16 protein-coding genes and 2 pseudogenes are annotated in these 23,115 nt (G+C 59.3%); 12 read left to right on the forward strand and 6 right to left on the reverse strand.

The window, feature by feature from the left end:
- The first annotated feature begins 26 nt into the window (after positions 1–26).
- From acnD to prpD, 3 genes are all read left to right on the forward strand, one after another.
- On the forward strand, positions 27–2,621 hold the full coding sequence (gene acnD, locus ACZ89R_RS27475; RefSeq protein ID WP_429547513.1) for a Fe/S-dependent 2-methylisocitrate dehydratase AcnD: 2,595 nt from the start codon (positions 27–29) through the stop codon (positions 2,619–2,621).
- A gap of 55 nt (positions 2,622–2,676) precedes the next feature.
- Complete coding sequence (gene prpF / locus ACZ89R_RS27480) at positions 2,677–3,867, forward strand: 2-methylaconitate cis-trans isomerase PrpF (protein WP_429547512.1); 1,191 nt, start codon at positions 2,677–2,679, stop codon at positions 3,865–3,867.
- A 193-nt stretch (positions 3,868–4,060) separates the two neighbouring features.
- Positions 4,061–5,545 carry a 2-methylcitrate dehydratase gene (gene prpD / locus ACZ89R_RS27485; protein ID WP_429547511.1) on the forward strand — a complete coding sequence of 495 codons (1,485 nt, stop codon included), beginning with the start codon at positions 4,061–4,063 and terminating at the stop codon, positions 5,543–5,545.
- Between the two features lie 94 nt (positions 5,546–5,639).
- Here the strand turns inward: prpD and ACZ89R_RS27490 are convergent.
- A pseudogene (locus ACZ89R_RS27490) lies at positions 5,640–6,023 on the reverse strand (EamA family transporter); the annotation flags it as partial.
- 1 nt (position 6,024) lies between these two features.
- On the opposite strand from ACZ89R_RS27490, the pseudogene ACZ89R_RS27495 reads away from it, so the two are divergent.
- A pseudogene (locus tag ACZ89R_RS27495) lies at positions 6,025–7,005 on the forward strand (aminotransferase-like domain-containing protein); the annotation flags it as partial.
- A gap of 123 nt (positions 7,006–7,128) precedes the next feature.
- Here the strand turns inward: ACZ89R_RS27495 and ppsR are convergent.
- Complete coding sequence (ppsR, locus tag ACZ89R_RS27500) at positions 7,129–7,947, reverse strand: posphoenolpyruvate synthetase regulatory kinase/phosphorylase PpsR (protein WP_123496393.1); 819 nt, start codon at positions 7,945–7,947, stop codon at positions 7,129–7,131.
- 175 nt (positions 7,948–8,122) lie between these two features.
- On the opposite strand from ppsR, the gene ppsA reads away from it, so the two are divergent.
- The 8 genes from ppsA (at position 8,123) to ACZ89R_RS27540 (ending at position 16,326) form a co-directional block, all read left to right on the forward strand.
- Positions 8,123–10,498, forward strand: coding sequence for a phosphoenolpyruvate synthase (gene ppsA / locus ACZ89R_RS27505; RefSeq protein ID WP_401172874.1), 2,376 nt, complete (start codon positions 8,123–8,125; stop codon positions 10,496–10,498).
- Positions 10,499–10,691: 193 nt separating this feature from the next.
- Complete coding sequence (locus ACZ89R_RS27510; protein ID WP_429547510.1) at positions 10,692–11,681, forward strand: alpha/beta fold hydrolase; 990 nt, start codon at positions 10,692–10,694, stop codon at positions 11,679–11,681.
- A gap of 174 nt (positions 11,682–11,855) precedes the next feature.
- Positions 11,856–12,347 carry a ribonuclease E activity regulator RraA gene (gene rraA, locus ACZ89R_RS27515; RefSeq protein WP_007902085.1) on the forward strand — a complete coding sequence of 164 codons (492 nt, stop codon included), beginning with the start codon at positions 11,856–11,858 and terminating at the stop codon, positions 12,345–12,347.
- Between the two features lie 25 nt (positions 12,348–12,372).
- Positions 12,373–13,368: a zinc transporter ZntB gene (locus tag ACZ89R_RS27520; protein ID WP_429547509.1), complete on the forward strand. Its 996-nt coding sequence runs from the start codon at positions 12,373–12,375 to the stop codon at positions 13,366–13,368.
- Positions 13,369–13,431: 63 nt separating this feature from the next.
- On the forward strand, positions 13,432–13,680 hold the full coding sequence (locus ACZ89R_RS27525) for a hypothetical protein (RefSeq protein ID WP_007902080.1): 249 nt from the start codon (positions 13,432–13,434) through the stop codon (positions 13,678–13,680).
- A gap of 2 nt (positions 13,681–13,682) precedes the next feature.
- Positions 13,683–14,507 carry a mechanosensitive ion channel family protein gene (locus ACZ89R_RS27530; protein WP_007902078.1) on the forward strand — a complete coding sequence of 275 codons (825 nt, stop codon included), beginning with the start codon at positions 13,683–13,685 and terminating at the stop codon, positions 14,505–14,507.
- 86 nt (positions 14,508–14,593) lie between these two features.
- Positions 14,594–15,184, forward strand: coding sequence for an RNA polymerase sigma factor SigX (gene sigX, locus ACZ89R_RS27535; RefSeq protein ID WP_032830573.1), 591 nt, complete (start codon positions 14,594–14,596; stop codon positions 15,182–15,184).
- A 107-nt stretch (positions 15,185–15,291) separates the two neighbouring features.
- Positions 15,292–16,326: an OmpA family protein gene (locus ACZ89R_RS27540; RefSeq protein WP_429542858.1), complete on the forward strand. Its 1,035-nt coding sequence runs from the start codon at positions 15,292–15,294 to the stop codon at positions 16,324–16,326.
- 173 nt (positions 16,327–16,499) lie between these two features.
- Here ACZ89R_RS27540 and cobA read toward each other — a convergent pair whose 3' ends face one another.
- From cobA to nirB, 4 genes are read right to left on the reverse strand one after another with little or no spacing between them, the layout of a single operon-like run.
- Positions 16,500–17,267: a uroporphyrinogen-III C-methyltransferase gene (gene cobA / locus ACZ89R_RS27545; protein ID WP_429547508.1), complete on the reverse strand. Its 768-nt coding sequence runs from the start codon at positions 17,265–17,267 to the stop codon at positions 16,500–16,502.
- Between the two features lie 10 nt (positions 17,268–17,277).
- The gene (locus ACZ89R_RS27550) at positions 17,278–19,995 is read right to left on the reverse strand and encodes a nitrate reductase (RefSeq protein WP_429547507.1); all 2,718 of its coding nucleotides are present in this window, start codon (positions 19,993–19,995) and stop codon (positions 17,278–17,280) included.
- Positions 19,995–20,312: a nitrite reductase small subunit NirD gene (gene nirD / locus ACZ89R_RS27555; RefSeq protein WP_140679783.1), complete on the reverse strand. Its 318-nt coding sequence runs from the start codon at positions 20,310–20,312 to the stop codon at positions 19,995–19,997. The genes ACZ89R_RS27550 and nirD overlap by 1 nt, the downstream gene beginning before the upstream one ends.
- A complete protein-coding gene (gene nirB / locus ACZ89R_RS27560) occupies positions 20,309–22,762 on the reverse strand; it encodes a nitrite reductase large subunit NirB (protein WP_429547506.1) in 2,454 nt (817 codons plus the stop codon). The genes nirD and nirB overlap by 4 nt, the downstream gene beginning before the upstream one ends.
- Positions 22,763–23,115: the final 353 nt, after the last annotated feature.

The raw sequence follows: 23,115 nt of genomic DNA on the forward strand, positions 1-23,115 counted from the left end.
GAAACCACCGTGACCGAGTCCTGACGATGAACACAAAATTCCGCAAACCGCTGCCCGGCAGCCATCTGGATTATTTCGACGTCCGCGCGGCGGTCGAGGCCATTTCGCCTGGCGCCTACGACACCTTGCCGTACACCTCCCGCGTGCTGGCGGAAAACCTTGTGCGTCGCTGCGACCCGGCCACGCTCACCGAATCGCTCAAACAATTCATCGAGCGCAAGCGCGACCTCGACTTCCCATGGTTTCCCGCCCGCGTGGTGTGCCATGACATTCTTGGCCAGACTGCCTTGGTCGACCTCGCCGGCCTGCGCGATGCCATCGCCCTGCAAGGCGGCGATCCGGCGCAAGTGAACCCGGTGGTGCCGACTCAGTTGATCGTCGACCACTCTCTGGCCGTTGAGCGCGGAGGCTTCGATCCCGAGGCGTTCGAGAAGAACCGCGCCATCGAAGACCGTCGCAACGAAGACCGTTTCCACTTCATCAACTGGACCAAAAAAGCCTTCAAGAACGTCGACGTGATCCCGCCGGGCAACGGGATCATGCACCAGATCAACCTGGAGAAAATGTCGCCGGTGATTCAGGTGCGCGACGGCGTGGCCTTCCCCGATACTTGCGTCGGCACCGACAGCCACACACCGCACGTCGATGCGCTGGGCGTGATCGCCATTGGTGTTGGTGGCCTGGAAGCGGAGAGCGTGATGCTTGGTCGCGCATCGTGGATGCGTCTGCCGGAAAGCGTCGGTGTCGAGCTGACCGGTAAGCTGCAACCGGGCATCACCGCTACCGACATGGTGCTGGCGCTGACCGAATATCTGCGCAAACAAAAAGTCGTCGGTGCATGGCTGGAATTCTTCGGTGAAGGGGCTTCGGCGCTGACCCTGGGCGACCGCGCGACCATTTCCAACATGGCCCCGGAATACGGCGCCACGGCGGCAATGTTCTACATCGACCAGCAGACCATCGACTACCTGAAACTCACCGGCCGTGAAGACGAGCAAGTGCAGTTGGTCGAAAATTACGCCAAACAGACCGGCCTTTGGGCTGACAGCCTGAAAGGCGCGCAATACGAGCGCGGGTTGAGCTTCGATCTGTCCTCGGTGGTGCGCAACATGGCTGGCCCGAGCAACCCGCACGCCCGCGTCGCCACGTCCGATCTCGCGGCCCAAGGTATTTCCGGCCAGTGGGACGATGTACCCGGCCAGATGCCGGATGGCGCGGTGATCATCGCCGCGATCACCAGTTGCACCAATACCAGCAACCCACGCAACGTGATTGCCGCTGGCCTACTGGCGCGCAACGCCAACAAACTCGGGCTGACCCGCAAGCCATGGGTCAAATCCTCGCTGGCGCCGGGTTCGAAAACCGTGGCGCTGTATCTGGATGAAGCCGGGCTGACTACAGAACTGGAGCAACTGGGCTTCGGCGTCGTGGCCTTCGCCTGCACCACGTGCAACGGCATGTCTGGCGCGCTGGACCCGGTGATCCAGCAGGAAATCATCGACCGCGATCTGTATGCCACCGCAGTGCTGTCCGGTAACCGCAACTTCGACGGGCGTATTCACCCGTACGCGAAAAACGCGTTCCTGGCTTCGCCGCCGTTGGTGGTGGCTTACGCCATTGCCGGGACCATCCGTTTCGACATCGAAAAAGATGTGCTGGGCGTGGTCGATGGCAAGGAAATCCGTCTGAAAGACATCTGGCCGAGCGACGAAGAAATCGACGCGGTGGTCAAGGCCTCGGTGAAACCGGAGCAGTTCCGTCAGGTGTACATCCCGATGTTCGCCATCCACGAAGACACCGGTCCGAAGGTCGCGCCGCTGTATGACTGGCGCGAGATGAGCACCTATATCCGCCGTCCGCCGTACTGGGAAGGCGCGCTGGCCGGCGCTCGCCCGCTCAAGGGTATGCGCCCGTTGGCGGTGCTGCCGGACAACATCACCACCGATCACCTGTCGCCTTCCAACGCGATCATGCTCGACAGCGCCGCCGGTGAATACCTGGCGAAAATGGGCCTGCCGGAAGAAGACTTCAACTCCTACGCCACTCACCGCGGCGACCATTTGACCGCGCAGCGCGCGACCTTCGCCAACCCGAAACTGTTTAACGAAATGGTCCGGGAAAACGGCAAGGTCAAGCAGGGTTCCCTGGCGCGGGTCGAGCCGGAAGGCCAGGTGATGCGCATGTGGGAAGCGATCGAAACCTACATGGAGCGCAAGCAGCCGCTGATCATCATCGCCGGTGCCGACTACGGCCAGGGTTCGTCCCGCGACTGGGCGGCCAAAGGTGTGCGTCTGGCGGGTGTGGAAGCGATCGCCGCTGAAGGTTTCGAGCGCATCCACCGCACCAACCTGGTGGGCATGGGCGTGTTGCCGCTGGAGTTCCAGTCGGGCACCGACCGTCACACCCTGGCCATCGACGGCAGCGAAACCTACGACGTGATCGGCGACCGCACTCCGCGTGCGACGCTGACGCTGGTGATCAATCGCAAGAATGGCGAACGCGTCGAAGTGCCGGTGACCTGCCGCCTCGACACCGCCGAAGAAGTGTCGATCTACGAGGCCGGCGGCGTGTTGCAGCGTTTCGCCCAGGACTTCCTCGAAGAATCGGCGGTCGCCGTCTAAATCACGAAGTGCGGACACGGGGTTTCAGGCCCGTGTCCGTCTATAAGGAGCACCAATGGCTCACGCACCTCAAATTAAAATCCCCGCCACCTATATGCGTGGCGGCACCAGCAAAGGCGTGTTCTTCAGCCTGAAAGACCTGCCCGAAGCGGCACAGATTCCCGGCCCGGCTCGCGATGCGTTATTGCTGCGAGTAATCGGCAGCCCCGACCCATACGACAAGCAAATCGACGGCATGGGCGGTGCGACGTCCAGCACCAGCAAAACCGTGATCCTGTCGAAAAGCCTCAAGGCCGACCATGACGTCGATTACCTGTTCGGTCAGGTCTCCATCGACAAGCCTTTCGTCGACTGGAGTGGCAACTGCGGCAACTTGTCGGCGGCAGTCGGTTCGTTCGCGGTCAGCAATGGCCTGGTGGATTCCAGCCGCATTCCGCACAACGGCGTGGCGGTGGTGCGCGTGTGGCAGGCCAATATCGGCAAGACCATCATCGCCCATGTGCCGATCACTAACGGTGAGGTGCAGGAAACCGGCGATTTCGAACTCGACGGCGTGACCTTTCCGGCGGCCGAAGTGCAGCTTGAATTCATCGACCCAGCGGCGGAAGAAGAGGGTGGCGGTGGATCGATGTTCCCCACCGGCAATCTGGTGGATGACCTCGAAGTGCCGGGCGTTGGTACGCTCAAGGCGACCCTGATCAACGCTGGCATCCCGACCATTTTCATCAATGCCGAAGACATCGGTTACACCGGCACCGAGTTGCAGGGCGCGATCAACGGCGACCTGAAGGCCCTGGCGATGTTCGAAACCATCCGCGCTTACGGTGCGCTGCGTATGGGGCTGATTGAGCATCTGGACGAAGCAGCCAAGCGTCAGCACACCCCGAAGGTGGCGTTCGTCGCCAAACCTTCGGATTACATTGCCTCCAGCGGCAAAAAGATCGCCGCCACCGACATTGATTTGCTGGTGCGCGCGCTGTCCATGGGCAAACTGCATCACGCGATGATGGGCACGGCAGCGGTGGCCATCGGCACGGCGGCGGCAATTTCCGGCACGTTGGTGAACCTGGCGGCGGGCGGCATCGAACGCAACGCGGTGCGCTTCGGTCATCCCTCCGGCACTTTGCGCGTGGGCGCCGAGGCCAGCCAGGTCAACGGTGAATGGACCGTGAACAAAGCCATCATGAGCCGCAGTGCGCGGGTGTTGATGGAAGGTTATGTCCGCGTGCCGGGGGATTCTTTCTAAACACACATACCCCTTGTAGGAGCTGCCGAAGGCTGCGATCTTTTGATCTTGCCTTTTAAAAGCAAAATCAAAAGATCGCAGCCTTCGGCAGCTCCTACATTTAATCCCGTTCCGACAATAAGAAAGCAGTGCAGCCAGAGATTGATCCTGAACCGAGGTCCCATCAGCGAACCACTGACCGAGTGAATCGAACATGAGCGCCAACGTCGACCTGAACAACCGCCCCGACTACGACACGGTCCTGCAGGACATCGCTGACTACGTCCTCAACTTCAAAATCGACTCTACCGAGGCGCTTGATACCGCCCGCAATTGCCTGATGGACACCCTCGGCTGCGGTCTGTTGGCGCTGCGTTTTCCCGAATGCACCAAACACCTGGGCCCCATCGTCGAAGGCACGGTCGTTCCCTTCGGTGCTCGCGTGCCGGGCACCAGTTACCGTCTCGATCCGGTCAAAGCGGCGTGGGACATCGGTTGCATCGTTCGCTGGCTCGATTACAACGACACCTGGCTCGCCGCCGAATGGGGTCATCCGTCTGATAACCTCGGTGCCATTCTCGCGGTGGCTGACCACCTGTCGCAAAAACGCCTGGCCAATGGCGATGCACCGCTGACCATTCGTGTGGTGTTGGAAGCGATGATCATGGCGCATGAGATTCAAGGCGTGATTGCGCTGGAAAATTCCTTCAATCGTGTCGGTATCGATCACGTCATCCTGGTGAAAGTCGCCTCGACCGCCGTCACCGTCAAGCTCATGGGCGCCAATCGCGAGCAACTGCTGTCGGCGTTGTCCCATGCCTTTGCCGACGGCCAGGCGCTGCGTACTTACCGGCATGCGCCCAATACCGGGTCGCGTAAATCCTGGGCAGCGGGGGATGCATCCAGTCGTGGCGTGCGTCTGGCGGACATTGCGATGCGTGGGGAGATGGGTATTCCCGGTGTGCTGACCGCCAGACAATGGGGGTTCTACGACGTGTTGTTCAGCCACACCAACAACGATCTGGCGCTCAAGCCTGAAGACAAACGTGCCTTCAGCTTCTCCCGGCCGTTCGGCAGCTACGTGATGGAAAACGTGCTGTTCAAGATCAGCTTTCCTGCCGAGTTTCACGCGCAAACGGCCTGCGAGGCCGCCGTCACCTTGCACCCCTTGGTCAGGAATCGCCTGCACGAAATCGACAAGATCGTCATCACCACCCACGAATCGGCGATCCGCATCATCTCCAAGGTCGGCCCGCTGGCCAACGCCGCCGACCGCGATCACTGTCTCCAGTACATGACCGCCGTTCCCCTGGTGTTCGGCGATCTGGTGGCCGAGCAGTACGAGGACCACTTTCACGTCGCGCATCCGATCATCGACGTGCTGCGCGACAAAATGGTCATCGTTGAAGAGCCGCGCTATACCCGCGAATACCTGGAAGCCGACAAACGCTCAATCGCCAATGCCGTGCAGGTGTTTTTCAAGGACGGTTCGAGCACCGAAAACGTGGTGGTGGAATACCCGATCGGCCATCGTCGTCGCCGCGTCGATGGCATTCCATTGCTGGAAGACAAGTTCAAGGCCAACCTGGCGACGCGCTTCCCCGCCCAGCGCAGCGCCGAGATTTTTGCACTGTGCAAGGACCAGGCAGCGCTTGAGGCGACGCCGGTGAATCGCTTCATGGACCTGTTCGTGATCTGACTGAACACACTCCCCCGGTAGGAGCCAGGTTTGCCGGTGAAGGCGCACTCAAGGACGCCTTCGCCGGCAAGTCGGATCGCCGCACCGCTGGCTCCTACAAGGTCCGTGTCAGCCATTTTTCCAGCGGCAGTTTGGTGATCGTAAACCCGGTCAACAAGATCGCCGAATAAACCATCAACTCTCGCGAAAGGCTTTGCCCCTCATACCAAGCGCCGATCACCACCGCGAACACCGGAAAAATGATGAACACAAACGACAAAATGATCGGGCTCAACCGCTTGAGCAGCAAAAAATAAACGATAAACCCTCCCACCGACGCCACCAGTCCCAGGTAGAGCAGGGCGCCCCAGGAGCGCAGGCTGATCCCATCGAACACCGGCGCTTCGACATTCAGCCCCGCGACAAACAGCATCAAGCCCGCAATGCCAATCGGCAGCGTGTTGTAGGTAATGACGCTGATCGCCGAGCCGTGTTTCTGCATCAGCGGCTACACCGCCGATGCCGGATCGCTACGCCATCGTGCGGCGGGTGCGCACTGGTTGCGGCACCTGCAATTTGTGCCGGACGCCGAGCAGATCGTATGCGTGAACGGCGGCCAGCACGGTCTGTTATGTGCCTTGATGGGGCTGCTCAAGGCGGGCGATACCGTGGTCACGGAGCACCTGACTTACCCGGGGTTGATCAGCGTCGCGCGCATGCTTGGGATCAAACTGATCGGCGTCGCAATGGATGACGAAGGGCTGATGCCGGATGCGCTGGAAGACCTTTGCCGCAACCATCGTGTGTCGGCGCTGTATTGCACACCGACGATCCAGAATCCTACGGCGGCGGTGATGTCTGTCCCACGGCGTGAGGCGATTGCCGAGGTCTGTCGGCAGCACAATCTGCTGATCTTTGAGGATGAAGCCCACGCGGTGTTGGCTCTGCAGCGACCGTTACCCTTGAGTTATTTCACCCCGGAGCGCTCGGTGTTGATCGGCAGCCTGAGCAAAGCGGTTTCGGCGGGGTTGCGCGTCGGTTATCTGCATGCGCCGCAACCGTTGATCGGGCGCTTGAGCGCGGCGGTACGCGGAACGTGCTGGATGGCCAGTCCGTTGGCGCTGGAAGTGGCGAGCCTTTGGGTCGAAAACGGTAGTGCGGCGCAGTTGCTGACTCAGCAGATTATCGAGATCGGTCGGCGCAAGGCGTTGGTCAGTGGGGTGTTGGAGGGCGTGGCGTACAAAACCCATCCCGATAGCCCGCACTTCTGGATCGAAGTGCCTGAACCGTGGCGGGCGTCGCAGATTGCGGCGGAACTCAAGGAGAACAATTACCTGGTCGCCACCGCCGAGGCGTTTGCGGTCGGGCATGGGGCAGTGCCGCAGTTCATTCGGGCGAGTGTGTGTAATTCGGCGGGGGATGATGGATTGTTGATTCGAGGGTTTGAAGCATTGGTCGGAGCAATAACAGAGACTGCGTAATCGTTCATCGCGAGCAGGCTCACTCCCACAGTCGATCTCCAGTGAACACAAGTTTTGTGTACGACAACGATCCAATGTGGGAGCGAGCCTGCTCGCGATGGCGGCCTGACAGACGCTGAATAACTACTTGAACCGCCGCTCCACACCTTTCTCTACCAGAATCTTCGCAGAGATTTCTTCCACGGAGAAATGCGTGGAATTGATGTGGGCAATGTTCTCGCGGCGAAACAGATTCTCCACCTCGCGCACTTCGAATTCGCACTGCGCGTAACTTGAATAGCGGCTGTTGGGCTTGCGCTCATTGCGGATGGCTGTAAGCCGGTCCGGGTCGATGGTCAGGCCGAACAACTTGTGATGATGGGCGCGCAGGGCGGTTGGCAGTTGCAGGCGCTCCATGTCGTCTTCGGTCAGCGGGTAATTGGCCGCGCGGATGCCGAATTGCATGGCCATGTACAAACACGTCGGGGTTTTACCACAGCGCGACACACCCACTAGTATCAGGTCAGCTTTGTCGTAATAGTGGGTGCGGGCGCCGTCGTCGTTGTCGAGGGCGAAGTTCACCGCCTCGATGCGCTCCATGTAATTGGAGTTGCCACCGATGGAGTGGGATTTGCCGACGGTGTAGGAAGAATGCTCGGTCAGTTCCTGTTCCAGTGGCGCCAGGAAGGTCGAGAAAATGTCGATCATGAAACCATTCGATGTCGCGAGGATCTCACGAATGTCCTGATTGACGATGGTGTCGAAAATAATCGGACGAAAACCATCGTTTTCGGCGGCTTTGTTGATTTGTTGTACCATGGCCCGCGCTTTATCCGCGTTGTCGATGTAGGGCCGCGTGATTTTGCTGAAGGCAATGTTTTCGAACTGCGCCAACAGGCTTTGACCGAGGGTTTCGGCCGTAATGCCCGTGCCATCGGAGATAAAGAAAGCAGATCGTTTCATTTGCACCTTGGGCCTTAAGCTAGTTTCGATATCTTGGATATAGTAGGCGCGATTTGTCGGCCGCCAGTGGCCAGCATTCTCACTTATTTTCCAGGTCCAGGCCATACAGCCGGCAAATGCTCCCCCGAGTCGCCGGCTTCTGAGCTTTTCCAACACAGTTAGTGGAGAGATCACCTTGGTAGAGTACGTAGTTTCCCTCGATAAGCTCGGCGTCCATGATGTAGAGCATGTGGGGGGCAAGAACGCATCCCTGGGCGAGATGATCAGTAACCTTGCAGGTGCCGGTGTATCGGTGCCCGGTGGCTTCGCCACGACAGCTCAGGCGTATCGTGATTTCCTGGAGCTGAGCGGTCTGAACGATCAGATCCACGCAGCCCTCGACGCGCTGGATGTCGACGATGTCAACGCCCTGGCCAAAACCGGCGCCCAGATCCGTCAATGGATCATGGAAGCCGAATTCCCAGAGAAGCTCAATACCGAGATCCGCACCGCGTTCGCCACGCTGTCGGCCGGTAACCCAGACATGGCCGTTGCCGTGCGCTCTTCCGCAACTGCCGAAGACTTGCCGGACGCTTCCTTCGCCGGTCAGCAGGAAACCTTCCTGAACATCCGTGGTGTCGAAAACGTTATTCGCGCCGCTAAAGAGGTGTTCGCTTCCCTGTTCAACGATCGTGCGATTTCCTACCGCGTCCATCAGGGCTTCGACCACAAGCTGGTTGCCCTGTCGGCCGGCGTGCAGCGCATGGTCCGCTCCGAAACCGGCACCGCCGGCGTGATGTTCACCCTCGATACCGAATCGGGCTTCCGTGACGTGGTGTTCATCACCGGCGCCTACGGCCTGGGTGAAACCGTCGTGCAAGGCGCCGTGAACCCGGATGAATTCTATGTCCACAAAGGCACGCTGGAAGCCGGTCGTCCGGCCATCCTGCGTCGCAACCTGGGCAGCAAAGCCATCAAGATGATCTACGGCGAAGTCGCCACGGCCGGTAAATCGGTCAAGACCATCGACGTCGACAAGGCTGATCGCGCACGTTTCTGCCTGAGCGACGCCGAAGTCAGCGAACTGGCCAAGCAAGCGATGATCATCGAGAAGCACTACAAGTGCCCGATGGACATCGAATGGGCCAAAGACGGCGACGACGGCAAGCTCTACATCGTTCAGGCCCGTCCTGAAACCGTGAAGAGCCGCACTTCGGCCAATGTCATGGAACGCTACCTGTTGAAAGAAACCGGCACCGTGCTGGTGGAAGGTCGCGCCATCGGCCAGCGCATCGGCGCCGGCAAGGTCCGCATCATCAAGGACGTGTCCGAGATGGACAAAGTCCAGCCCGGCGACGTGCTGGTGTCCGACATGACCGACCCGGACTGGGAACCGGTGATGAAGCGCGCCAGCGCCATCGTCACCAACCGTGGCGGTCGTACCTGCCACGCGGCAATCATCGCCCGCGAGCTGGGCATCCCGGCCGTGGTCGGTTGCGGCAACGCCACCCAACTGTTGCAAGACGGCCAGGGCGTGACCGTTTCCTGCGCTGAAGGCGACACCGGTTACATCTTCGAAGGCGAGCTGGGCTTCGACATCAAGAAAAACTCCGTGGATGCCATGCCGGATCTGCCGTTCAAGATCATGATGAACGTCGGCAACCCGGACCGCGCCTTCGACTTCGCGCAGCTGCCGAACGCCGGTGTGGGCCTGGCCCGTCTGGAATTCATCATCAACCGCATGATCGGCGTGCACCCCAAGGCGCTGTTGAACTACGACGGCCTGCCGCAAGAAATCAAGGACAGCGTCGACAAGCGCATCGCCGGTTATGACGATCCTGTTGGCTTCTATGTCGACAAACTGGTTGAAGGCATCAGCACCCTGGCTGCTGCGTTCACCCCGAAAAAGGTCATCGTGCGTCTGTCGGACTTCAAGTCCAACGAATACGCCAACCTGATCGGCGGCAAGCTCTACGAGCCGGAAGAAGAAAACCCGATGCTGGGCTTCCGTGGCGCTTCGCGTTACATCAGCGAATCGTTCCGTGACTGCTTCGAACTCGAGTGCCGCGCCCTCAAGCGCGTGCGCAACGAGATGGGCCTGACCAACGTCGAAATCATGGTGCCGTTCGTTCGTACCCTCGGCGAAGCCAGCCAAGTGATCGATCTGTTGGCCGAAAATGGCCTGGCTCGCGGCGAGAATGGTCTGCGCATCATCATGATGTGCGAGCTGCCGTCCAACGCGATCCTGGCTGAAGAGTTCCTCGAGTTCTTCGACGGCTTCTCCATCGGCTCCAACGACCTGACCCAGCTGACACTGGGTCTGGACCGTGACTCCGGGATCATCGCGCACCTGTTCGACGAGCGTAATCCTGCGGTCAAGAAGCTGCTGGCCAATGCTATTCAGGCCTGCAACAAGGCCGGCAAGTACATCGGCATCTGCGGTCAGGGCCCTTCGGACCACCCTGATCTGGCCAAATGGCTGATGGAGCAGGGCATCGAAAGCGTTTCGCTGAACCCCGATTCCGTGCTGGAAACCTGGTTCTTCCTGGCTGAAGGTCAGGCTTCGGCCTGATGGTGTGGACGGGCCGCTCTCTGTGGGAGCGAGCCTGCTCGCGATGGTCGTAAACGATAACGCGTACTTGCTGGATAAACGCGTTGTTCTGGCGTCCTTCGCTAGCAGGCTCGCTCCCACACTGGCCGGCTCTTTCAGATATTCAAGTAGGGCGGGCTCCTCTGGATGCCGCCCTTTTTTGTGCAAGAGCATTATGCAAAGCAGCAGCAACCTATTTCCTGTCGCCCTGATCAGCGCCGAACGGCGCGGTGATTTGAGCGAAGACGTCTATCGTTTGAAACCCGGCAACAGCCCCGACGGCACCGTCGAACTGGCTGTGACACGCCTCGGCCTGGCCGATGAGCCGACGGTGCGTGGCGTGCCGGTGATTCTGTTGCACGGCAGCTTTTCCAATCGACGGTTCTGGTTCTCTCCCAAAGGTCTGGGGTTGGGGGCTTATCTGACGCGCCTGGGGTTCGATGTATGGATTCCGGAAATGCGCGGTCATGGTCTGTCTCAGCGCAATCAGGACTATCGCAAAAACCGCGTCGCCGACTACGCGCGTTACGATTTGCCGGCCATTGGCGCGTTCGTTCGCGAGCAAAGCGGCCAGGTCCCACACTGGGTCGGTCACTCGCTGGGCGGCATTACGCTGGCGGCGGCGTTGGGTGGAGAATACATCGGCGAGCCTGTCGTCGCGTCTGCGGCGTTCTTCGGTACGCAGGTCAGCCGTACCTACTGGCCGTTGAAGTTTCCACCGGTGGAGTGGAGCGGGCGCTTCATCCTCAAGCGGTTTGCCCAACTGTCAGGTTCGCGGCTCAAGCGCGGCCCGGAGGACGAGCCGATTGGCCTGGCCCTGGAAAGCATGCGCTGGTACGGGCTGTTCGGGCGTTTTGGCGATGCCGACAAGGACTGGTGGGCGGGTTTGGCCGAGGTTCAGTTACCGGTGTTGGCCGTGAGTGCCGCGGGCGATCATCAGGACCCGACCTGGGCCTGCCGCAAGCTGTTCGATCAGGTCGGCTCCGAGCACAAGCAATTCATCACCCTTGGCCGCGAGCAAGGCTTTGGCGATAATTTCGGTCATGTGGAAATGCTTGTCAGCAAGGCTGCGCAGACGGAAGTCTGGCCTTTGGTGGCGCGTTGGCTGGCAGATCAACAGACGCCTTTGCTGGGTGGAAAGCCGGATTTGGCCGCGGCAATTTGAGCCTGATGCTCTAACAAGGGCATTTCGCTCGGAACGGCTTGCGGCTAAGATATGACGCATTAAGCGGTTCTGGTCACTTTTGGTGATTGACTCGATCGGCGCGTTTGCAGCCGTTGAGCCTTGGTCCGCGTATGCTGCCTACTCGATTGTCTTCCTTTTCACAGGAGTTTCTCGATGAACCATTACCTCACGCCTGATCTTTGCGATGCCTACCCGGAGCTGGTGCAGGTGCTGGAACCGATGTTCAGCAATTTCGGTGGCCGTGATTCTTTCGGCGGCGAAATCGTGACCATCAAATGCTTCGAAGATAATTCGCTGGTCAAGGAGCAAGTCGCGCTCAAGGGTAACGGTAAAGTGCTGGTGGTCGACGGTGGCGGTTCCCTGCGCCGCGCGCTGTTGGGCGACCTGCTGGCCGAGAAAGCCGCCAGTAACGGTTGGGAAGGGCTGGTGATCTACGGTTGCATTCGCGACGTCGACGTCATCGCGCAAACCGATCTGGGGGTTCAGGCTCTGGCCAGTCACCCGATGAAAACCGACCGGCGCGGTGTGGGTGAACTCAATATTGCCGTGACCTTCGCGGGTGTGACTTTCCACCCGGGTCACTATGTTTATGCGGATAACAACGGCGTGATCATTTCGCCAAGCCCGCTGAAGATGCCTGAATAAAGCGCGTTTCATTAAAGGGGTGAGGATGTTCGAGGAAGAAAACGCGCAGTGGGGGCTGGTGCATGCCCTGGTGCTGGATGGTAAAGGCGGTGCGCGTTCGATAGCCCGGACTGAACTCGATGACTTGCAGCTGCAGGCCCATGAAAGCCTGTGGCTGCACTGGGATCGCAGTCACCCGCAAACCCAGACCTGGTTGCGTAAATACAGCGGTCTGAGTGAATTTAGTTGCGACTTGTTGCTGGAAGAGAACACCCGGCCGCGTCTTTTGCCGCTGCCGGACTCCGAGCTGTTGCTGTTTCTGCGCGGAATCAACCTCAATCCAGGTGCCGAGCCGGAAGATATGGTCTCGGTGCGGATCTTCGGGGCGTCCCAGCGGGTGATCTCGCTGCGTCTGCGGCCATTGCGCGCCACCGATGAGTTGCTGGCGCAACTGGCTGAAGGCAAAGGGCCGAGAACCGCCTCCGAACTCATTCTTTATATGGCGCAGTACCTCACTAACAAAGTGCAGGATCTGGTCAGCTGCCTCTCGGAAATCGTCGATGAGGAAGAAGAAAAGCTGGATACCGACGAACGGTATACACCGGAGCATGGGGCTGTTTTGCAGATCCGTCGCAGAGCGGCCGCACTGAAACGTTTTCTGGCCCCGCAACGGGATATTTTCGGTCAGTTGACGCGAATAAAACTACCGTGGTTCGTTGAAGACGATGGCGATTACTGGAACGAATTGAACAACAGCCTGACCCGTTATCTCGAGGAGCTGGAATTGACCCGAGAGCGCGTGGGGCTGGTCCTGGAGGCCGAAGACCGGCGTCTGAGCGTGCGCATGAATCGCACGATGTACCGCTTCGGGATCATCACCGGGATCTTTTTGCCGATGAGTTTTCTGACCGGTCTTTTGGGCATCAACGTCGGCGGTATTCCGTTCTCCACCAGCCCTTATGGCTTCCTGATCGCCTGCTTGCTGGCAGGCTCGGTAGCGCTGGGACAGTGGTGGCTATTCCGACGTTTGCGCTGGTTCTGATGATGAGTCATGTGACCCGACCAAATTTGACCGCGTCTTTCACAGATATCACGAGAGGTGCGTATGCACGATCCGTTTGAACAGTCTTTGCGTGACATGCTCAAAGCTTCGCCGTCCAGCCGTGACGACGATGCCTGCCTGGGCCGCGTGCTGAAAACCGCCAACCGCCAGGTCGGTGCCGGCGATCTGTTCAGCCTGCTGGGCCGCTGGTTGCCCGCGCTGATGATCGCCCTGAATAACGGATCGGCCCATATCTCGCCGGTTTCCCGTCTTCGTAAACCTACCGCTCGCACTGCTGATAAGGCTGATTGAATATGGAACTTGATCTCTGGACTCAGAGCCTCGTCACTGCAATGACTGCGTTATGGACCAAGGTTGCAAACTTCATTCCGAACCTGTTTGGCGCACTGGTTGTGCTGCTGCTGGGTTTTGTCGTGGCCAAACTGCTGGACACACTGCTCTCCAAATTGCTCGCCAAACTGGGCCTCGATCGCCTGATGGGCGGCACCGGGCTGACCAAATTGCTGTCCCGAGCAGGCCTTCAGGTGCCTATCTCGACGTTGATCGGCAAAATCGTGTATTGGTTCGTTCTGCTGATTTTTCTGGTTTCGGCCGCAGAATCGCTTGGACTTGAGCGAGTTTCGGCTACGCTGGACATGTTGGCGCTGTATTTGCCGAAAGTATTCGGCGCTGCGCTGGTACTGCTGGTGGGTGTCTTGCTGGCGCAACTGGCCAATGGGCTGGTGCGTGGCGCGGCTGAAGGCGTAGGGCTTGATTACGCCGCGGGCCTGGGGCGAATTGCCCAGGGCCTGGTGATCATCATCAGTATTTCGGTTGCGATCAGCCAGTTGGAGGTCAAGACTGACCTGCTCAACCATGTGATCGTGATCGTCTTGATTACCGTTGGTCTGGCGGTTGCGCTGGCCATGGGCTTGGGAAGCCGGGAAATTGCCGGTCAGATTCTTGCGGGAATCTATGTGCGTGAGTTGTATCAGGTTGGGCAACAAGTGCGAGTTGGCGAGGTCGAAGGTCAGATCGAAGAGATCGGCACGGTTAAAACCACCGTGCTGACCGATGAGGGTGAGCTAGTCTCTCTCTCGAATCGGATTCTCTTGGAGCAGCATGTGAGTAGCCGCTAACCCGGCAAATCCTGCTAATGTATGCCGCCGCAAAATGTCCTGAAGGACTGCGGCGGACATTGACCTGACTGTCGGCCAGACTTGTTTTGAATAAAGCTCAATCGCTCTCCACGCGCTACGACCCCCGCGAGCTCTCTGATGAGGAGTTGGTCGCGCGCTCGCATACCGAGCTGTTTCACGTAACGCGCGCTTATGAAGAACTGATGCGGCGTTACCAGCGAACATTATTTAACGTTTGTGCACGGTATCTTGGGAACGATCGTGATGCAGACGATGTCTGTCAGGAAGTGATGTTGAAGGTGCTCTACGGCCTGAAGAACTTCGAGGGGAAATCGAAGTTCAAGACATGGCTATATAGCATCACGTACAACGAGTGCATCACGCAGTATCGGAAAGAACGGCGAAAGCGTCGCTTGATGGACGCTTTGAGTCTGGACCCCCTCGAGGAAGCATCTGAAGAAAAGATGCCGAAACCCGAGGAGAAGGGCGGACTTGATCGCTGGCTGGTGTATGTGAACCCGATCGACCGGGAAATTCTGGTGCTACGATTTGTCGCAGAGCTGGAATTTCAGGAGATCGCAGACATAATGCACATGGGTTTGAGTGCAACAAAAATGCGTTACAAACGCGCTCTAGACAAATTGCGTGAGAAATTTGCAGGCATTGCTGAAACTTAGTTCGGCGCAAATATCTCTTACGTGTAGGCAAGTTCTGATAGACTTGCCGCCGAGTTGTCCCCCGGTTTGCGGGACTGCTTCACAATCACCAGATGGGGATTTAACGGATGAAACTGAAAAACACCTTGGGCTTGGCCATTGGTTCTCTTATTGCTGCCACTTCGTTCGGCGCTCTGGCACAAGGCCAAGGCGCAGTTGAAATCGAAGGCTTCGCTAAGAAAGAAATGTTCGATAGCGCTCGTGACTTCAAGAACAACGGCAACCTGTTCGGCGGTTCGATCGGTTACTTCCTGACCGACGACGTTGAACTGCGTCTGGCCTACGACGAAGTGCACAACGCACGTGCTGAAGATGGCCGTAACATCAAGGGCTCCAACACCGCTCTGGATGCTCTGTACCACTTCAACAACCCGGGCGACATGCTGCGTCCATACGTATCGGCTGGCTTCTCCGACCAAAGCATTGGTCAGAACGGCAAAAGCGGTCGTAACGGTTCCACCTTCGCCAACGTTGGCGGCGGTGCCAAGCTGTACTTCACCGACAACTTCTACGCCCGTGCTGGCGTTGAAGCTCAATACAACATCGACCAGGGCGACACCGAGTGGGCTCCTAGCGTTGGTATCGGTGTGAACTTCGGTGGCGGCTCCAAGCCTGCTGCTGCTCCAGTTCCAGCACCAGCTGAAGTTTGCGCTGACAGCGACAACGATGGCGTTTGCGACAACGTTGACAAGTGCCCGGACACCCCAGCCAACGTAACTGTTGACGCTGATGGCTGCCCAGCAGTTGCTGAAGTTGTTCGTGTTGAGCTGGACGTGAAGTTCGACTTCGACAAGTCGGTAGTCAAGCCTAACAGCTACGGCGACATCAAGAACCTGGCTGACTTCATGAAGCAGTACCCATCCACCACTACTACTGTTGAAGGTCACACTGACTCCGTCGGTCCTGACGCTTACAACCAGAAACTGTCCGAGCGTCGTGCAAACGCCGTTAAGAACGTTCTGACCAACCAGTACGGTGTTGAATCGTCCCGCGTTCAGTCTGTTGGCTACGGCGAATCCCGCCCAGTTGCTGACAACAAAACTGACGCTGGTCGCGCTGTAAACCGTCGCGTAGAAGCGCAGGTTGAAGCTAGCGCTAAGTAATTAGCTCGCAGCTTTGGAAAAGCCCGGCTTAGGCCGGGCTTTTCTTTGTCTGCGATTTGGGTTTCAGCGAAGTTTTGGCGGTGTTCCGAAAAAATCGCAGCCTGCGGCAGCTCCTACAGGGATAAATGCCAAATCCATGTAGGAGCTGCCGCAGGCTGCGATCTTTTTGATCCTTACAAGGATAAACACCGAGCCAATGAAGGAGCTGCCGCAGGCTGCAATCTTTTGATCTCATCACAGGCCGCCACAGCACCGATCACCAGAATCGCCGGGCTTTTAAGTTGGAAGTCGCAGGCATCGTCTTCCATGGCTGCCAAGTCGCTCCGACATTCCCGTTGGTGCGGCAGGGAAGCATTTTCGATCATCGCCACAGGCGTATCGGTAGCCATTCCGCCGGCCAGCAGTTGCTCACGAATTTCACTGAGTTTCGCCACGCCCATATAGATCACCAGCGTGGTGCCCCCTTGTGCCAGGGCCTGCCAGTTCAGGCTGCTGTCATCCTGAGTGTGCGCGGTGACCAGTGTCACGCCACGCGCGACGCCCCGCAGCGTCAGCGGAATATCGCATTGGGTCGCGCCGGCAAGACCCGCGGTGATGCCATTGACCAGCTCAACCTCGACACCACGCTCACGCAGCCATTGCGCTTCTTCACCGCCGCGCCCGAAGATGCATGGATCACCACCCTTGAGCCGCACCACGCATTTGCCGTGGCGGGTATAACGCAACATCAGGCGATGAATGAAGGCTTGAGGCGTGGAGCGACAGCCACCGCGCTTACCCACAGGAATGATTCGCGCGTTCGGGCAATGCTCCAGCACCGCCTCATTGACCAGATCGTCGATCAGCACCACGTCCGCTTCGCGCAACGCTCGAACCGCCTTGAGGGTCAGCAATTCAGGGTCGCCAGGACCCGCACCCACCAGCCAGACTTTTGCGCTCATAGTGTTTTCCTCACGAGATGACGGCGACTGGCTGCGCGGTGGCGGCCAGCAAACGCTTGATTTCCGGGACGCAGGAGCCGCATTGCGTGCCACAACCCAGTTCTTGTTTCAAACCCTGCAAATCCAGGCCACGGCCAATGCCGGCACACACCGCGTTCTGGCTGACGTTCATGCAGTTGCACAGGGTTTTGGTGCCCGATGCCGGCCCGCCAGCGCTGCCCGGTGGCGCACTCAAAGGCGCCAGCAGCCAACGGCGTAGCTGTTCGTCGGCGCGACCTTCGAGCCACAGACTTTGCAGCCAGTGTTGGGCCAGCGTTTCACCGGCCAGGCGAATCGCGGTGATCCGACCGTTCTCGATCCGTACCCGCTTGCCGATCGAGCGCCGAGGATCGTCGTAGGCCAATACCGGGCCGTCGTTGAGCCCCAGGTGTTGATCGATATCACGTAACAGCTGAGGCTCTGGCGCGGTGGCGCTGGCGGCGCGTATCAGCAGTGCAGGGCGTTCACGGCCGGTAAGACTGAGGCTTGCGTAGGAAAACACCTCGCAGAGCGGTCGCAGCGTCTCCAAGTGTTGTTGAACATCACCCTCTATCAGGGCGAAAAGCTGCCAAGGCAATTGCACAGGCTCGAGTCGCACACCGCTGTGTTTGAGTTCCGGTTGTTTCGACAATGGGTCGAAGGCGGGAAGGGTGAGGGTATTCACGCCGCCCTTGAGAAAACGGTCGCCCCAATGCATCGGCAGGAACGCCTGGCCCGGACGTACGCTGTCATCGCTGCTGACCGGCACGATCACCGAGCCCCGACGACTTTTCAGATTGATCAGATCGCCAGGTTGCAGGCGATGCCGACGCAGTTCATCCGGGTGCAGGCTCAACACGGCTTCGCTGACATGGCCGAATAGCTGCGCGGCGGTGCCGGTGCGGCTCATGCCGTGCCATTGATCGCGCAGGCGGCCGGTGATCAGGGTCAGGGGGAAGCGCGCATCGCGTTGTTCCTTGGCGGCGCGATACGGGTCGGTGATGAACTGTGCACGCCCGTTGGCGGTCGGGAAAACGCCATCCAGATACAGCCGCGCCGTGCCTTCGCGAGCACCGGCGGGGAAGGGCCATTGTTGAGGGCCGAGCTGATCGATCAGCGCATGGCTGATTCCGGACAGGTCGAGGTCGCGGCCGCGCGTCAGGTGTTTGTATTCGTCGAAGACCTGCGCCGGGGTTTCAAAGGCAAACAGGCTGATGGCTCCAGGGCGCAGAATTTTTTCCAGGCGCTGTGCGAAATCCACGGTGATCGCCCAGTCGGGCCGTGCTTCACCGGGTGCGCCGATGGCCCGGCGGACGTGGGAAATGCGCCGTTCGGAGTTGGTGACCGTGCCGTCCTTTTCACCCCAACTGGCGGCGGGCAACAGCAGGTCGGCGAACGCGGCGGTTTCGGTGGTGCGAAAGGCTTCCTGCAACACCACGAACGGACAGGCTTGCAGTGCCTCGCGCACAGCGGTCTGGTCCGGCAGCGACTGTGCAGGGTTAGTGCAGGCGATCCACAGGGCTTTGATCTTGCCGCTGCGCATCTGCTCGAACAGCTCGATGGCCGTCAGGCCGGTGTTCGCGGGCAGTTGATCAACGCCCCAGTAGTCGGCTACTTGTGCGCGGTGGTCGGCATTGGCCGCTTCGCGATGGCCTGGCAGCAGGTTCGACAAACTGCCGGTTTCCCGGCCGCCCATGGCATTCGGCTGACCAGTCAGTGAGAAAGGTCCTGCACCGGGCCGGCCGATTTGTCCCGTGGCCAAGTGCAGGTTGATCAGCGCGCTGTTTTTCGCGCTGCCGGCGGTGGACTGATTCAGCCCCATGCACCACAGCGACAGAAAGCTCGGTGAAGTGCCGACCCATTGCGCGCATTGCTGCAATTGCTCGACGCTGATGCCGCAGAGTTGCGACACCATTGTCGGGGTGTAATCACGCACCAGGTTTTTCAGTTCGGCCAGGCCTTCGGTGTGGGCCTTGATGAAATCGCGGTCGACCCAGTCTTCCCACAGCAACAGATGCAAAATCCCATGGAACAGGGCGACATCGGTGCCGGGCAGAATCGCCAGGTGCAGGTCAGCCAAATCGCAGGTGTCGGTGCGCCGTGGGTCGATGACGATGATTTTCATCTGTGGGCGACGGGATTTGGCTTCTTCCAGGCGACGAAACAGGACCGGGTGGGCGTAGGCCATGTTGCTGCCGACGATCATCACGCAGTCGCTCAGTTCCAGGTCTTCGTAGTTGCAGGGCGGGGCGTCGGCGCCGAGGCTGCGCTTGTAGCCGACCACGGCTGAAGACATGCACAGCCGTGAATTGCTGTCGATGTTGTTGGTGCCCACCAGCGCTCGCGCCAGTTTGTTGAAGGCGTAGTAGTCCTCGGTCAGCAGCTGCCCGGAGATATAGAACGCAACGCTGTCCGGGCCATGCTCGGCGATGGTTTCGGCGAAGACGTTGGCGGCGTGATCGAGGGCAGTGTCCCAGTCGGTGCGGCTGCGGGCCAGGCCTTTGCCCAGGCGCAGTTCCGGGTACAACGCCCGTGCCGCCAAGTCGCCGGTCAGGTGCAGGGTCGAACCTTTACTGCACAACTTGCCGAAGTTGGCCGGGTGCGCCGGATCGCCGCTGACGCCGAGGATGCGCTCGCCGTCGTGCTCGATCAGCACACCACAGCCGACCCCGCAGTAGCAGCAAGTGGAGGCAGTGATTTGACGGTCCATCAGCTTGCTTCCCGTAGCGCCAGCAGCACCCGGCCGTTCTCGACCCGTGCCGAGTGATGGTGGGCACAGCCGATATCCGGGGCCTGGGCTTCGCCGGTTTCAAGGTCGATCTGCCAGTTGTGCAGCGGGCAGGCGACTCGTTTGCCGTAGATCAAACCTTGGGACAGTGGCCCGCCCTTGTGCGGGCAGCGGTCATCGAGTGCGAAAACCTCATCGTCGCTGGTACGAAAAATCGCGATGTCGCCTTTCGGGCCGGCAACGATCCGCGAGCCCAGGGCGTTGATTTCTTCCAGTGCGCAGATATCCAGCCAGTTCATACCGGCACCTCCAGATTCTTCACCGTGATGACGTCGAATTCTTTCTTCAACAGCGGTTGCTCCAGGCGTTCCTTCCACGGGTCCTGTTCGAATGACAGAGAGAATTGCAGACGATCGTTGAGCGCTTTGCGCCGCTCGGGGTCTTCCAGCACGGCTTTCTTGATGTGTTCCATGCCGACCCGTTGCAGGTAGTGCACAGTGCGTTCGAGGTAGAAAGCTTCTTCGCGATAGAGCTGCAGGAACGCGCCGTTGTATTCACGCACTTCTTCGGCGGTCTTGAGCTTGACGAAGAACTCCGCGACTTCGGTTTTGATCCCGCCGTTGCCGCCGATGTACATCTCCCAGCCGGAATCCACGCCGATAATTCCCACATCCTTGATCCCCGCTTCCGAGCAGTTGCGTGGGCAACCGGAGACGGCCAGTTTCACTTTGTGCGGCGACCACATGTTGAACAGGTCGTGCTCAAGCTCGATGCCCAGTTGCGTGGAGTTCTGGGTGCCGAAGCGACAGAACTCGCTGCCGACACAGGTTTTTACGGTGCGGATGGATTTGCCGTAGGCGTGGCCGGACGGCATGTCCAGGTCTTTCCAGACGCCCGGCAGGTCCTGCTTTTTGATCCCCAGCAAGTCGATGCGCTGGCCGCCGGTGACCTTGACCATCGGCACGTTGTACTTGTCGGCCACGTCGGCAATGCGCCGCAGCTCTGAAGGATTGGTCACACCGCCCCACATCCGCGGGACTACAGAGTAAGTGCCGTCTTTCTGAATGTTGGCGTGGGCGCGTTCGTTGATCAGGCGCGATTGTGGATCGTCCTTGGCTTCGCCCGGCCAAGTGGAAATCAGGTAGTAGTTGAGCGCCGGACGGCACGTGGCGCAACCGTTCGGGGTGCGCCAGTTCAGGTAGCTCATGGCGCCGGCGATGGTCAGCAGGTGCTGGTCGCGGATGGCTTGGCGGATTTGCCCGTGGTTGAGGTCGCTGCAACCGCAGATGGCTTTTTCGCTTTTCGGCTTGACGTCCGCCGCACCGCCCACGGTATTGATCAGGATCTGCTCGACGAGGCCGGCGCAGGAACCGCAAGAACTGGCGGCCTTGGTGTGCTTTTTCACGTCATCAACGCTGAACAGACCGTGTTCCTGGATGGCCTTGACGATGGTGCCTTTGCACACGCCATTGCAGCCGCAGACTTCGGCGGTGTCGGCCATGCTCATGGCTTTGTCCTGGCCCTGGTGTCCTACATCACCTAAAGCGTTTTCTCCAAACATAAGGTGATCGCGGATCTCGCCGATGGCATGGTTCTCACGGATTTGCCGGAAATACCAACCGCCATCTGCCGTATCGCCGTACAGACAGGCGCCGACCAGCACGTCATCCTTGATCACCAGTTTTTTGTAGACCCCGCCGATAGGGTCGGAGAGGGTGATGGTCTCGGTGCCTTCGCCGCCCATGAAGTCGCCGGCGGAAAACAGGTCGATGCCGGTGACTTTCAATTTGGTCGAAGTCACCGAGCCCTTGTAGGTGGCGAAACCCAGTTGGGCGAGGTGGTTGGCGCACACCTTGGCCTGTTCGAACAGCGGCGCGACCAGGCCGTAGGCGATGCCACGGTGGCTGGCGCATTCGCCAATGGCGTAGACCCGAGGGTCGTAGGTTTGCAGGGTGTCGTTGACCAGAATCCCGCGGCTGCAAGGGATGCCGGATTTTTCCGCGAGCTCGGTGTTGGGACGAATACCGGCGGCCATCACCACCAGGTCGGCAGGGATGATGTCGCCGTTCTTGAACTCAACCGAGCCAACCCGGCCATTGCCGGCGTCGTGCAGGGCCTGGGTCTGTTCGCACAGGCGGAAATGCAGGCCACGGGCTTCCAGGGCGGTTTGCAGGAGTTGGCCGCTGGTTTTGTCCAGTTGCCGCTCCAGCAGCCATTCGCCGATGTGCACCACGGTGACGTGCATGCCGCGCAGCATCAGGCCGTTGGCGGCTTCAAGACCCAGCAGGCCACCGCCGATGACCACGGCGTGCTTGTGGGTCTTGGCGGTGTCGATCATCGCCTGGGTGTCGGCAATGTCGCGGTAGCCGATCACGCCCTGCAAGGTGTTGCCGGGAATCGGCAGGATGAACGGGGTCGAACCGGTGGCAATCAGCAGGCGGTCGTATTCGGCCTCGGTGCCGTCTTCGGCGATGACCCGACGTTTGACCCGGTCGATTTCCACCACTTTACGGTTGAGCAGCAGCTTGATGTTGTTTTCCAGGTACCAGTCCAGATCGTTGAGCACGATCTCTTCGAAGGTCTGTTCGCCAGCCAATACGGGCGACAGCAGGATGCGGTTGTAGTTGGTATGGGGTTCGGCGCCGAAGACCGTGATGTCGTACAGCTCATTACTCAGCTTGAGCAGTTCTTCCAGGGTACGTACCCCGGCCATGCCGTTGCCGATCATCACTAATTTTAGTTTTTTCATCAGGTTCTCCGGGGAGCTCGGGCCTGCCTCATCAGGGCATTCAGGCCTTGCTCGACAAAATTTTGCGCAAACAAAAAAAGGCGTCCCGCTAGTTAACTAGCGAGGACGCCTTTGTCCTTGTCCCGTTCTCTCGGGCAGCGCAGCCTTCTACGTTGAAGGTTGGGCTTTATGTATGTTGGGAAAGGTAATGCAGTGGTTGTGCCAAGTCGCCCAAATGCGGAATTTATGGGCTCTCACCGTGGGAGGAGGGTGTTTGCGTGCACCGGATCAATGCGCTATGCCCGGTTTTGAAGCAGAAAAAGATCAAAAGATCGCAGGCTTCGCCAGCTCCTACAGGAGATCGTGGGCACCCG

Source organism: Pseudomonas sp. TE3728 (assembly GCF_056279145.1).

Excerpts from the sequence above, each read along its gene's own strand:
- ACZ89R_RS27540 (WP_429542858.1), top strand. The coding sequence starts at position 15,292 with ATGAAACTGAAAAACACCTTGGGCTTGGCCATTGGTTCTCTTATTGCT.
- prpD (WP_429547511.1), top strand. The coding sequence starts at position 4,061 with ATGAGCGCCAACGTCGACCTGAACAACCGCCCCGACTACGACACGGTC.
- cobA (WP_429547508.1), bottom strand. The coding sequence starts at position 17,267 with ATGAGCGCAAAAGTCTGGCTGGTGGGTGCGGGTCCTGGCGACCCTGAA.
- ACZ89R_RS27510 (WP_429547510.1), top strand. The coding sequence starts at position 10,692 with ATGCAAAGCAGCAGCAACCTATTTCCTGTCGCCCTGATCAGCGCCGAA.
- ACZ89R_RS27520 (WP_429547509.1), top strand. The coding sequence starts at position 12,373 with ATGTTCGAGGAAGAAAACGCGCAGTGGGGGCTGGTGCATGCCCTGGTG.
- ppsR (WP_123496393.1), bottom strand. The coding sequence starts at position 7,947 with ATGAAACGATCTGCTTTCTTTATCTCCGATGGCACGGGCATTACGGCC.
- acnD (WP_429547513.1), top strand. The coding sequence starts at position 27 with ATGAACACAAAATTCCGCAAACCGCTGCCCGGCAGCCATCTGGATTAT.
- ACZ89R_RS27530 (WP_007902078.1), top strand. The coding sequence starts at position 13,683 with ATGGAACTTGATCTCTGGACTCAGAGCCTCGTCACTGCAATGACTGCG.
- nirD (WP_140679783.1), bottom strand. The coding sequence starts at position 20,312 with ATGAACTGGCTGGATATCTGCGCACTGGAAGAAATCAACGCCCTGGGC.
- nirB (WP_429547506.1), bottom strand. The coding sequence starts at position 22,762 with ATGAAAAAACTAAAATTAGTGATGATCGGCAACGGCATGGCCGGGGTA.
- rraA (WP_007902085.1), top strand. The coding sequence starts at position 11,856 with ATGAACCATTACCTCACGCCTGATCTTTGCGATGCCTACCCGGAGCTG.
- ACZ89R_RS27525 (WP_007902080.1), top strand. The coding sequence starts at position 13,432 with ATGCACGATCCGTTTGAACAGTCTTTGCGTGACATGCTCAAAGCTTCG.
- prpF (WP_429547512.1), top strand. The coding sequence starts at position 2,677 with ATGGCTCACGCACCTCAAATTAAAATCCCCGCCACCTATATGCGTGGC.
- ACZ89R_RS27550 (WP_429547507.1), bottom strand. The coding sequence starts at position 19,995 with ATGGACCGTCAAATCACTGCCTCCACTTGCTGCTACTGCGGGGTCGGC.